Annotated in this window: 10 protein-coding genes; 5 read left to right on the top strand and 5 right to left on the bottom strand. The window is 68.9% G+C overall.

Translation table 11 applies throughout. From position 1 onward, the window contains the following. The first annotated feature begins 17 nt into the window (after window positions 1-17). The 3 genes from AB0J71_RS27405 (at window position 18) to AB0J71_RS27395 (ending at window position 2,781) form a co-directional block, all read left to right on the top strand. Window positions 18-1,169 carry an Ig-like domain-containing protein gene (locus tag AB0J71_RS27405; RefSeq protein WP_352324975.1) on the top strand — a complete coding sequence of 384 codons (1,152 nt, stop codon included), beginning with the start codon at window positions 18-20 and terminating at the stop codon, window positions 1,167-1,169. 90 nt (window positions 1,170-1,259) lie between these two features. Further along, window positions 1,260-1,691, top strand: a complete 432-nt coding sequence (locus AB0J71_RS27400; RefSeq protein WP_352324976.1) for an NfeD family protein — start codon at window positions 1,260-1,262, stop codon at window positions 1,689-1,691. 4 nt (window positions 1,692-1,695) lie between these two features. Continuing rightward, the gene (locus AB0J71_RS27395) at window positions 1,696-2,781 is read left to right on the top strand and encodes an SPFH domain-containing protein (protein WP_352324977.1); all 1,086 of its coding nucleotides are present in this window, start codon (window positions 1,696-1,698) and stop codon (window positions 2,779-2,781) included. Window positions 2,782-2,827: 46 nt separating this feature from the next. Here AB0J71_RS27395 and AB0J71_RS27390 read toward each other — a convergent pair whose 3' ends face one another. The 5 genes from AB0J71_RS27390 to AB0J71_RS27370 all read right to left on the bottom strand — a co-directional run bounded on the left by AB0J71_RS27390 (window position 2,828) and on the right by AB0J71_RS27370 (window position 8,737). Continuing rightward, window positions 2,828-3,997, bottom strand: coding sequence for a Gfo/Idh/MocA family oxidoreductase (locus AB0J71_RS27390; RefSeq protein WP_364416668.1), 1,170 nt, complete (start codon window positions 3,995-3,997; stop codon window positions 2,828-2,830). A gap of 26 nt (window positions 3,998-4,023) precedes the next feature. Beyond that, the gene (locus AB0J71_RS27385; protein WP_352325036.1) at window positions 4,024-5,646 is read right to left on the bottom strand and encodes a hypothetical protein; all 1,623 of its coding nucleotides are present in this window, start codon (window positions 5,644-5,646) and stop codon (window positions 4,024-4,026) included. Window positions 5,647-5,662: 16 nt separating this feature from the next. Further along, window positions 5,663-6,529: a carbohydrate ABC transporter permease gene (locus AB0J71_RS27380; RefSeq protein WP_352325035.1), complete on the bottom strand. Its 867-nt coding sequence runs from the start codon at window positions 6,527-6,529 to the stop codon at window positions 5,663-5,665. Between the two features lie 11 nt (window positions 6,530-6,540). Continuing rightward, the gene (locus AB0J71_RS27375; protein ID WP_352325034.1) at window positions 6,541-7,452 is read right to left on the bottom strand and encodes an ABC transporter permease subunit; all 912 of its coding nucleotides are present in this window, start codon (window positions 7,450-7,452) and stop codon (window positions 6,541-6,543) included. Window positions 7,453-7,603: 151 nt separating this feature from the next. Further along, complete coding sequence (locus tag AB0J71_RS27370) at window positions 7,604-8,737, bottom strand: ROK family protein (protein WP_352325033.1); 1,134 nt, start codon at window positions 8,735-8,737, stop codon at window positions 7,604-7,606. Between the two features lie 170 nt (window positions 8,738-8,907). On the opposite strand from AB0J71_RS27370, the gene tdh reads away from it, so the two are divergent. Together tdh and AB0J71_RS27360 are read left to right on the top strand one after the other, a co-directional pair. Next, on the top strand, window positions 8,908-9,936 hold the full coding sequence (tdh, locus tag AB0J71_RS27365) for an L-threonine 3-dehydrogenase (protein ID WP_352325032.1): 1,029 nt from the start codon (window positions 8,908-8,910) through the stop codon (window positions 9,934-9,936). Beyond that, the gene (locus AB0J71_RS27360) at window positions 9,936-11,108 is read left to right on the top strand and encodes a glycine C-acetyltransferase (protein ID WP_352325031.1); all 1,173 of its coding nucleotides are present in this window, start codon (window positions 9,936-9,938) and stop codon (window positions 11,106-11,108) included. The genes tdh and AB0J71_RS27360 overlap by 1 nt, the downstream gene beginning before the upstream one ends. Window positions 11,109-11,111: the final 3 nt, after the last annotated feature.

Below are 11,111 nucleotides of genomic sequence, written 5' to 3'. Positions count from 1 at the left end.
AGCCCTCGGAGAGTGACGTGCGGCGTGCCGCGATCCTGTGTGTCGCCTTCCTCCTGGCCTGCTGCGGCTGCGGTCCCGTCGGCGACTCCCCGGCCGCGCCCGCGGTCGTGCACGTCTTCCCCGCCTTCGACGCCAAGCGGGCCCGTCCCGACAAGGGGCTGGTCATCACGGCGCAGGGCGGCCGGCTGACCCAGGTCCTGGTCTACGAGGGAGGCGAGCACGTCCCGGGCCGGCTCGACGCCTCGCACACCAGGTGGCGCTCCGACTGGACGCTCAAGCCCGCGACCGAGTACACCGTCACCGCCACGGCCGCGGGCGAGAACGGCCCGTCCACGGTCTCCATGGGCCGTTTCCGCACCCGTGCCGCCGAGCACACGTTCGGGGTGGCCGCCACCGCGCCGCTGCCCGGCGAGACCGTCGGCGTGGGCATGCCGGTCGTCATCGACTTCGACACCCCGATCCAGGACAAGGCGGCCGTCGAGCGGTCGCTGGAGGTCACCACGAAGACCCCGGCCGAGGGCGCCTGGCGCTGGACCAGCGACACGCAGGTGGTCTACCGCACCCGCCGGTTCTGGGCGTCGGGGCAGCAGGTGATGGTCAGCGCCCACCTGGCCGGGGTGCGCCCGGCCCCCGGCGTCTACGGCACCCTCGACTCCACCTTCGCCTTCACCGTGGGCCGCAGGCAGACCAGCACGGTCGACGCCCGCACCCACCAGATGGTCGTGCGCCGCGACGGCAAGGTGGTGCAGCAGATGGCCATCAGCGCCGGCATGGCCACCACGCGCGAATACACCACCACCAGCGGCATGCACCTGACCATGGACAAGGGCAACCCGGTCCGCATGATCTCCCCCGGCCGCACCAAGGGCGACCCCGGCTATTACGACCTGCTGATCGAGCACGCCGTGCGCATCTCCAACAGCGGCGAGTACGTGCACGCGAAGGACAACGTCTGGGCCCAGGGCAGGGAAAACGTCAGCCACGGCTGCATCAACGCGCGCCCCGACCAGGCGGCCTGGTTCTACGCCGGTTCGCTGCGCGGCGACCCCGTGCTGATCACCGGCACCGCCCGCCAGCTGGAATGGGACAACGGGTGGGGTTTCTGGCAACTTCCGTGGGACAAGTGGGTGCTGGGAAGCGCCCTGGCGGCCCCGCCGGCCGGCCGGTGACGGGTGCCCTGCGGACGAACGGGGGATTACGGTGGTAAGGGGGAACCAGTCGCACACACAGGCCCGTTATAGGTTCAGGAGGGCCGGAGCATGGATGAATGGGTCATCTGGATAATCCTCGCAGTCGTCCTCGGTGTGGCCGAACTGTTCACTCTCACGGCGGCCCTCGGGCTCCTGGGCGTGGCCGCTCTCCTGACCGCCGTGACGGCCGCCGTCGGGCTGCCCGTCCCCTTGCAGATCCTCGTGTTCGCCCTGTCCTCCGCGGCGGGGATGGTGGTCATCCGGCCGCTCGCCGTCCGCCATCTTCAGCAGCCGCCGTTGCAGCGTTTCGGCGTGGAGGCGCTGGTCGGCAAGCCCGCGTACGTGGTCTCCGAGGTCACGGGCCGCGACGGGCGGGTCCGTATCGGGGGTGAGGAGTGGTCCGCACGCGCTTATGACGAGACCCTGGTGATCCCCACCGGGGCGACCGTCGACATCATCGAGATCGAGGGCGCCACGGCCCTCGTGTATCCACGGGAGTGACCGCATGGACCCGTTGCTGATAGCCGGACTGCTGATCATCCTTTTCGCCGCGTTCACCGTGCTCAAGGCCGTGCGGATCGTGCCACAGGCGCGGGCGCGCAACGTGGAGCGGCTCGGCCGCTACCACCGCACGCTCAAGCCGGGTCTCAACTTCGTCATCCCCTACGTCGACCGCGTCTACCCGATGATCGACCTGCGCGAGCAGGTGGTGACCTTCCGCCCGCAGCCGGTCATCACCGAGGACAACCTGGTCGTCGAGATCGACAACGTCCTGTACTTCCAGGTCACCGACCCGCGGGCGGCGGCGTACGAGATCGCCAACTACATCACGGCCATAGAGCAGCTCACCGTCACGACCATGCGTAACGTGATCGGCTCGATGGACCTGGAGAAGACGCTCACCTCGCGCGACACCATCAACAGCCAGCTGCGCGGCGTGCTCGACGAGGCCACCGGCAAGTGGGGCATCCGGGTCAACCGCGTCGAGGTCAAGGCCATCGACCCGCCCAAGACCATCAAGGACGCGATGGAGAAGCAGATGCGGGCCGAGCGCGACAAGCGGGCCGCGATCCTCAACGCCGAGGGCCAGCGCCAGTCGCAGATCCTCACGGCCGAGGGTGACAAGCAGAGCCGCATCCTGCGGGCCGAGGGCCAGCGCTCGGCCGCCATCCTGGAGGCCGAGGGCCAGTCGCGCGCCATCGACCAGGTCTTCCAGGCCGTCCACCGCAACGACCCCGACCCCAAGCTGCTGGCCTACCAGTACCTTCAGGTGCTGCCGCAGCTCGCCCAGGGCAGCGGCAACACGTTCTGGGTCATCCCGAGCGAGGTCACCTCGGCGTTGCAGGGCGTCTCGAAGGCGTTCACCGAGGCGCTGCCGAAGTCGGCCGCCACCCGCGAGGAGCAGCCCCGGCCGTCGGAGGAGCTGGACAGGGAGATTGCGGCGGCCTCGGAGGCGGCGGCCGAGGCGGTCGCCGACGCGCAGGAGGCCGAGAGCCCCAAGGGCCCCCGCCAGATCGCCCAGGCCGTCGACGAGCCGTCCCCGTTCCCCGACCTGGAGCGCGAGCGCGAGCCCAAGGACACCGGCCGCTGACGTCCGCCGGGGCCGCGCGGGCTCTCCCGCCCGGCCCCGGCGCCGTTCAGCGCTGGCCGTTGTCGAAGTACGCGGCCAGCTCCGGGTCCAGCGGCGGCACGTCGTACGGCATGCCGCCGTCGCGCAGCGACATCGTGGCCATGTACCCGGCGGCGACGCTCATCCGGGCCGCCACGGGTGAGGTGTCGGTCGCCCCGCCGTCCCTGACGAACCGGCAGAACTCGGCCATGATCTGCGGGTCGGCCCCGCCGTGCGAGCCCTGCGCGGCCGGCACCCGGTAGGCGATGTCGCAGTCGTCCCGGTAGGAGGTGGGGCCGGTGTTCCACACCTTGACCGTGTCCCCCGGGCCGTCGCCGAAGTTCTCCAGCCGGCCCTCGGTCCCGATGACCGTGTAGTTGCGCACGTAGTCGGGGCTGAAGTGGCACTGCTGGTAGGCGGCGATGACGCCGTTGTCCAGGCGCATGTTCATGACCGACACGTCCTCGACGTCGATCACGTGGTTCAGGTCGCGCCGCTGTGTGGGCGGCCACTCGAACTCCCGCAGCCAGCCCTCCGGCCGGGGCGTCCCGGGCTCGCGGCGCGGCAGGTCGCCGTAGACCATCAGGTCGCCGAGGGCGTTCACGCGGGTGGCGTAGCCGCCGGCCAGCCAGTGGATCACGTCGAGGTCGTGCGCCGCCTTCTGCAGCAGCAGGCCCGTGGTGCGGGTGCGGTCGGCGTGCCAGTCCTTGAAGTAGTAGTCGCCGCCGTAGGACACGAAGTGGCGTACCCACACGGTCTTGGGCTCGCCGATCACACCCTTGCGGATGATGTCCCGCATCAGGCGCACCACGCCCATGTGGCGCATGTTGTGCCCCACGTACAGGCGGCTGCCCGTCTCGCGGGCGGCCCGCAGGATGTTGTCGCAGCCCTCGACGGTGATGGCCATCGGCTTCTCCAGGTAGACGGCCTTGCCGGCCTGGAGAGCGTCGATGGCGATGCGCTCGTGCGTGTCGTCGGGGGTGTTGACGACGATCGCGTCGAGATCCGGCCGGTCGAGCAGCTCGCGGTACTCCCCGGTCAGGAACCCCGCCTCGAACCGCTCCGACTGCTTCTTGAGCACTGCCGGGTCGGAGTCGCACAGCGCCGCCACGACCGAGCCCCCGCCCGGCCGGTGGGCGGCCAGGGCGAGACTCGTCCGCAGGCCGAGCCCGATGACTCCGATGCGCAGGTCTTCCACAAGTGTCCTTTCAAACGGTAGAACGGTCAGCCCTTGGCGATGGAGGCCTCGTACTCGGCCCGCATCGCCTCGCCGCCCCTGCCCAGCCACTTCTTGACGAAGGCCGGCCAGTCCGACATCGACTTACGCCCGGTGACGATGTCGTCGACCATGTCCTTGCCCATGGTGCTCAGCTCGCCGTTCTTCTGGGTGTAGGTGTCGGAGAAGTGGCCGGTGGTGACGCGCTCCTGAAGCATAGGAGCGATCTTGGTCTCGAAGTCGTGGATGAGCTTGGTGCGCTCGGGCTGGCCGGGCAGGAACAGCGCGGACGGCGACCCGATCACGAACGAGAGCGGCTGCTGCGTGGTGGGCACCTCGGCCTTGCCCTTGTCGGTGAAGGCGAGGTCGCCGTCCTTCTTGGTGAAGTGGGTGCCCTCGACGCCGAAGTTGACGCGCTCGTACTCCTCCGTGCCGAACGGGGCGGCCAGGTAGTTGAGCACGCCGAGCAGGGTCTCGATGCGCTTGGCGTCCACCTTCTTGCTGATCGAGGTGAAGCCCACCGAGCCGAGCCCGGCGTTGTAGACCGGCTTGGACGACGGCGTCGCCGCGAACGGCACGATCGCGCCCAGGTTGTACTTCTGGGTCTTGGCGTCGTTGAGGAAGCCGGGGAACGACTCGACGTACGCGCCGATCTGGCCGTTGGCGACCTTGTCCTTGATGGTGGCCAGGGCGGGGTCGGGCCAGAACAGGTTGGCCTTGAAGCACTTGACCGCCAGCTCCAGCGCCGCCTGGTACTCGGGCGTCTCGAACTGGTGGATCAGCTTGCCGCCGGTCAGCTTCCAGGTGTTGGGGGCGCCGTACCAGTGGCTGAACATGTGCACGTGGTTGTAGTAGCTCGGTTCGAGCGGGTACTTGTTCTTCTTCACGTCGAGCAGCTGCTTGGCCTTGGCCAGGAAGTCGTCGGCGCTGGTGAACTCGGTGCCGCCGACCGGCTGCCAGTAGTCGGTGTTGACCAGGAAGACCTGGCCGAAGCGGCTGTAGGCGACCGCGACGCCGTACAGCTTCCCGTCGGTGACGGCGGACTTCCAGGTCACGTCGCCCAGGTTGGCCAGGTTCGGGTACTTCTTGATCGCGTCGCCGCTCAGGTACGACGTCAGGTCGTGGAACTTGGCCGCCAGCAGCTCCGGCACCCGCTGCAGGCCCTGGTTCGGCGGGAACCAGACCAGGTCGGGCAGGTCGTCGCTGGCGATGATGGCGTTGAACTTGTCGGGGTAGCCGTCGCCCACGACGATGTTCATGCTCCACTCGGAGCCCAGGGCCTTGCTCAGCTCCTGCAGGTAGGTGTTCTGGCCGGGGGCGGGCGGGGCGACGTCCCACGTCTGGGTGAGCGAGGTGATCTTCTGGCCGTCGCCCGGCGGGGTGGCGACCGACTTGACCAGCTCGCTCGGGTACTTCAGGTACGCGGGGTCCTGGCCGGCGTCGATCGGCAGGTCGGGCGTGGGGATCTTGGCGGCGGTGTACGTCGGCAGCGTCAGCTTCTTGGACAGATCCGCGCCGCCCTTCTTCACGCCTGCGGGGCCGCTCTCGCCGCCGCAGGCCGCGAGCCCGGCGACGGTGGCGCCGGCGAGCGCGAGTCCGAGGAATCCACGACGGGACATGATGGATGACATGGTTGCTCCCGGGTTCTCAGCCCTTGATGGCGCCGGTGAGGACGCCCTTGGTGAAGTACTTCTGGAGGAAGGGGTAGGCGAGCAGGATCGGCACGAGCGCGATGATGAGCACCGCCATCTGCACCGACGAGGCGGGCAGGTCACGCACGATCGCGACGTCGGAGCCCGTGGCCGAGGTGCCGCGGAAGATGAACTGCCGCAGCACGACCTGGATGGGGTGCTTGGTCTGGTCGTTGATGTAGAGGATCGCGGTGAAGAACGTGTTCCAGTACGAGACCGCGTAGAACAGGCCGACGACGGCGATCACCGCCTTGGACAGCGGGATCGCGATCCGCCACATCATCCGGAACTCGCCGCATCCGTCCATGCGGGCCGCCTCGAACAGCTCCTCGGGCAGGTTCTGGAAGAACGACCTGACCACGACCACGTTGAACGCGTTGACCAGCACCGGCACGATGAGCGACTGGTAGGTGTCGATCATGCCGAGTTCCTTGACCATGAGGTAGCTCGGGATCATGCCGGGCGTGAACAGGAACGTGGCCAGCACCATGAGCAGGATCGGCTTGCCGCCGAGCATGCCGCGCCGCGACAGCGCGTAGCCGAGGAAGACCGTGCAGATCAGGCTGAGCGCGGTGCCGGTGAGCGTGATGCCGATGCTGATCAGCACCGACCGGGTGACCGCGCCGCCGGACAGGATCAGCGAGTACGCCTCGAAGGTGGGGTGCGAGGGCCAGAGCACGTAGCTGCCGCCGTTGGCGATGCTCTCGGCGCGGCCCATCAGGCTCGTGCCGACGGCCAGCCCGAACGGGTACAGCACGGCCACGGTGATCGCGGTCAGCACGACGAACTTGAGCGTGCGCCCGGCGATGGTCGGGCGTTCCATCCACGGCGGCCTCATCGGTAGATCCCCTGCTCTCCGAAGCGGTGCGCGAGCTTGTTGGCCGCGTAGATGAGCGCCGCGCCGATGAGGCCCTTCATGAGGCCGGCGGCGGTGCTCATGCCCCAGTCGCCGTCACGGATGCCGTGGTAGTAGACGTAGGTGTCGATGACCTCGGCTGCTCCGGCGCCCACGGCCTCCCGTTGCAGGACCATCTGCTCGAAGCCGACGGACAGGATGTCGCCCAGGCGCAGGATGAGCATCATGAGGATGACCGAGCGGATACCGGGCAGCGTGACGTGCCACAGGCGGCGCTTCCAGTCGGCGCCGTCGATGGCGGCGGCCTCGTACTGGCTCATGTCGATCGCGGTGATCGCGGCCAGGAAGATGATCGTGCCCCAGCCGCAGTCCTTCCAGATGACCTGGGCCGTCACGAGCAGCTTGAACGTGTCCGCGTTCGACATCAGGTTGCCGATGGTGACGCCGTGCGAGTTCAGGAACGAGCTGACCGTGCCGGCGCCCCCGATGACCTGCTGGAACATCGCCACCACGACCACCCACGACAGGAAGTGCGGCAGGTAGACGACGGTCTGGATGAACCGCTTGACGCGGTGGCCGATCAGGGAGTTCAGCAGGAGCGCGAGCGCGATCGGGGCCGGGAAGTACAGGACGAGCTGGAGCGCCGTGATCTGCAGCGTGTTGCCGACCGCGCTCCAGAACTCCGGCTCCTCCAGCAGCATCACGAAGTTGTCCAGGCCCACCCAGGGGCTGCCGGCGATGCCGAGGAACGGCGCGTAGTCCTTGAAGGCGATGACGTTGCCGAGCAGCGGCACGTAGAAGAAGGCCACGAAGTACAGGACGCCGGGCAGGCACAGGGCCAGCAGCGTCCAGTCGCGCTTCAGCCGCTCAAGCAGGGTGACAGCGGCCACGCTCACCTCCAGTCGGGTCGGGATGGCTGGAGGCTAGTACCGATTTATGCAAATAACTAGGTTAAAGCGATCAGATCTGAGCATGCTTGCTGGATCGATGTCGCTCAGCGACATGGCTGTGACAGAACGGTGACCTAATTAGCCAAGTTGGCTACGTAAAGAGCAGGCGATCTGCCTGATCGAGGGCGAACCGGACAGCGCCCAGCGTGATGCACTCGCTGCCCAGCCCCGACGCCACCACCTCCGGCGGGTAGAGGCAGTACTCCTCGAACAGCTCGCGTACCGGCTCGACCAGCAGGTCTCCGGCCGAGGACAGGCTGCCGCCGATGACCACCATGTCCGGATCGAGCGGGTTGACCACCGTGACGAGCCCGGCGGCCAGGCCGCGCGCGAACTCCCTGACCGCCTGCCCCGCCCGCTCGTCGCCGGCGCGGGCCCTGGCGATCGCGAACTCGGCGCACTGCCGGCTGGAGCGCAGCTCCCCCGGCTCGACGGCCATCGCGTAGTCGAGGACGTGCCGGAAGGCGGTCCAGTTGTTGTTCGGCTGGGCCCCGATCTCGCCGCCGGCCGCGTGCGCGCCCCGGTACGGCCGGCCGCCGATGAGCAGGCCCATGCCGATGCGGTCGCCGGTGAACAGGTAGACGACGTCGTCACGGCCCTGGGCGGCGCCCCGCCAGTGCTCGGCCAGGACGGCCAGGCGCATGTCGTTCTCGACCAGCACCGGCGCGGGGATCCGGGCCGACAGCTCGCCCTGCAGGTCGAGGCCGGTCCAGTCGGACAGGGCGATGCTCTTGACGACCCGCCCGGAGCCGTCGACCGTGCCGGTGGTGCCCACGCCGACGACGGTGACGTCCGCCAGCGCCAGCCCGGCCTGGGCGGCGGTCTCCGCGGCGAGCCCGACGACCTGGTCGAGCCGCTCGGCGGCGGGCATGTCGCGGTGGTTGGGCGCGCGGCGGGTGACGGTGATCGTGCCGTTCAGGTCGGCCAGCATGGCGCGCAGGCTGGAACCGCCGATGCCGACGCCCAGCACGTGCCCCGCAGAGGCGCGGAACCTGAAGCGTTTGGCCGGGCGCCCCCGCTGGCGGTCGCCGGCCTCCTCCTCGCACTCCTCCGCCCAGCCCTCGGCGACGAGGTCGTCGACGATGACCTCGGCCGTCGGCCTGGACACCCGGGCGGACCTGGCCAGCTCCGACAGCGTGGCCACGTCGGCCTCGCGCAGCACGCGCAGGATGGCCGCCGAGTTGAGCTTGCGCAGAAGCGAGGCGTCGCCGCTCTGCTGTCGCACCGATACCTCCGAGTCGCCGGGCAGGTCATCTTCAAGCTTATTTCGTAATTGTGCCTGGTCCCCCTGCCGCGTGAAGCTGAGCTGTGGGGGCACTTAAGAATCCCTCGATGGACATGTTCCGAGGGGAGCGGGCACAGTGCGTTAGGTTCGGAGCAGGGGGAAGTGAAGCGATGAAAGCGCTGGTCAAGCAGAAGGCCGAGCCCGGCCTTTGGCTGGTGGACGTGCCGGAGCCCGAGGTCAGGCCGGGCGAGGTGAAGATCCGGGTGCTGCGTACCGGCATCTGTGGCACCGACCTGCACATCCGCAAATATGACGACTGGGCGCGGCACACGCTGAAGCTCCCGCTCGTCGTCGGGCACGAGTTCTCCGGCCACGTGGTCGAGGTCGCGCCCGGCGTGGAGGACATCGCCGTCGGCGACCTGGTGAGCGGCGAGGGCCACATCGTCTGCGGCAAGTGCCGCAACTGCATGGCCGGACGCCGTCACCTGTGCCGCAACACGGTCGGCCTCGGCGTCAACAGGGACGGCGCGTTCGCCGAGTTCGTCACGCTGCCCGCCTCCAACGTCTGGGTGCACCGGGTTCCCGTTCATCCCGACGTGGCGGCCATCTTCGACCCGTTCGGCAACGCCGTGCACACCGCGCTGTCCTTCCCGCTGGTCGGCGAGGACGTGCTGATCACCGGCGCCGGCCCGATCGGGCTGATGGCGGCGGCCGTGGCCACGCACGTCGGCGCGCGCAACGTGATGATCACCGACGTCAGCGACGAGCGCCTCGACCTGGCCGGCAAGCTCGGCGTCTCGCTCGCGCTCAACGTCTCCAGGGCGACGATCGCCGAAGGCATGCGCCAGCTCCACCTGCGGGAGGGCTTCGACGTCGGGCTTGAGATGTCCGGTAACCCTGGGGCCATGCGTGACATGATCGCGAACATGACGCACGGAGGGAAGATCGCGATGCTCGGTCTTCCCGCCGAGGAGTTCGCCGTCGACTGGGCCACCGTGGTGACCTCGATGCTCACCATCAAGGGCGTTTACGGCCGGGAGATGTTCGAGACCTGGTACAACATGTCAGTCCTGCTGGAAAAGGGCCTCGACCTCTCCCCCGTGATCACCGATCGGTTCCCGTACCACGACTTCGACGCCGCCTTCGACACGGCCGCGAGCGGCCGTACGGGCAAGGTCATCCTCGATTGGAGCGCTTGATGTTCACGAACGTGCGCGAGCAGCTGCGTGCGACGCTCGACGAGATCACCGAGGCCGGGCTGCTCAAGCCCGAGCGGGTGATCACCACCCCGCAGAGCTCCCAGGTCGGCGTGGCCGGGCGCGAGGTGCTGAACTTCTGCGCCAACAACTACCTGGGCCTGGCCGACCACCCCGAGGTGGTCGAGGCGGCCAAGCAGGCGCTCGACCGCTGGGGCTTCGGCATGGCCTCCGTACGGTTCATCTGCGGCACCCAGGAGGTGCACAAGGAGCTCGAATCCCGCCTGTCGGACTTCCTGGGCATGGAGGACACCGTCCTCTACAGCTCGTGCTTCGACGCCAACGGCGGCGTGTTCGAGACCCTGCTCGACGCCCAGGACGCGGTCATCTCCGACGCCCTCAACCACGCGAGCATCATCGACGGCATCCGCCTGTCCAAGGCCCAGCGCTTCCGCTACGCCAACCGCGACATGGCCGAGCTGGAGGCCAGGCTCAAGGAGGCGTCCGACGCCCGGCGGCGGCTGATCGTCACCGACGGCGTCTTCTCCATGGACGGCTACCTCGCCCCGCTGCGCGAGATCTGCGACCTGGCCGACCGGTACGACGCCATGGTCATGGTGGACGACTCCCACGCCGTCGGCTTCGTCGGCCCCACCGGCCGCGGCACGCCCGAGCTGCACGGCGTCACCGACCGGGTCGACATCATCACCGGCACCCTCGGAAAGGCGCTCGGCGGGGCCAGCGGCGGCTACGTCTCGGCCCGCAAGGAGGTCTGCGAGCTGCTGCGCCAGCGGTCGCGGCCGTACCTGTTCTCCAACTCCCTGGCCCCGGTCATCGCCTCAGCCTCGCTGCGCATCCTCGACCTGCTGGAGACCTCCGGCGAGGCGCGCGAGCGGCTGCGCTCGAACACCGCGCGCTTCCGCAGCGAGATGACCAGGGCCGGGTTCGACATCCTGCCGGGCGAGCACCCGATCGTGCCCGTGATGATCGGCGACGCCGCCGAGGCGGGGGCCATGGCCGAACGCCTGCTCGACCTGGGCGTCTACGTGATCGGCTTCTCCTACCCGGTGGTGCCGCACGGCCAGGCCAGGATCCGGGTGCAGCTCTCGGCGGCCCACTCCACCGAGGACGTCGACCGGGCCGTGGCGGCTTTCGTCCAAGCACGCCAGGGTTGAGTA

The organism is Nonomuraea sp. NPDC049637 (assembly GCF_040675235.1).
Lineage (GTDB): Bacteria > Actinomycetota > Actinomycetes > Streptosporangiales > Streptosporangiaceae > Nonomuraea.
Note: the sequence above shows the minus strand (reverse complement) of the source record. Positions and strands in the feature narration are given on the sequence as shown.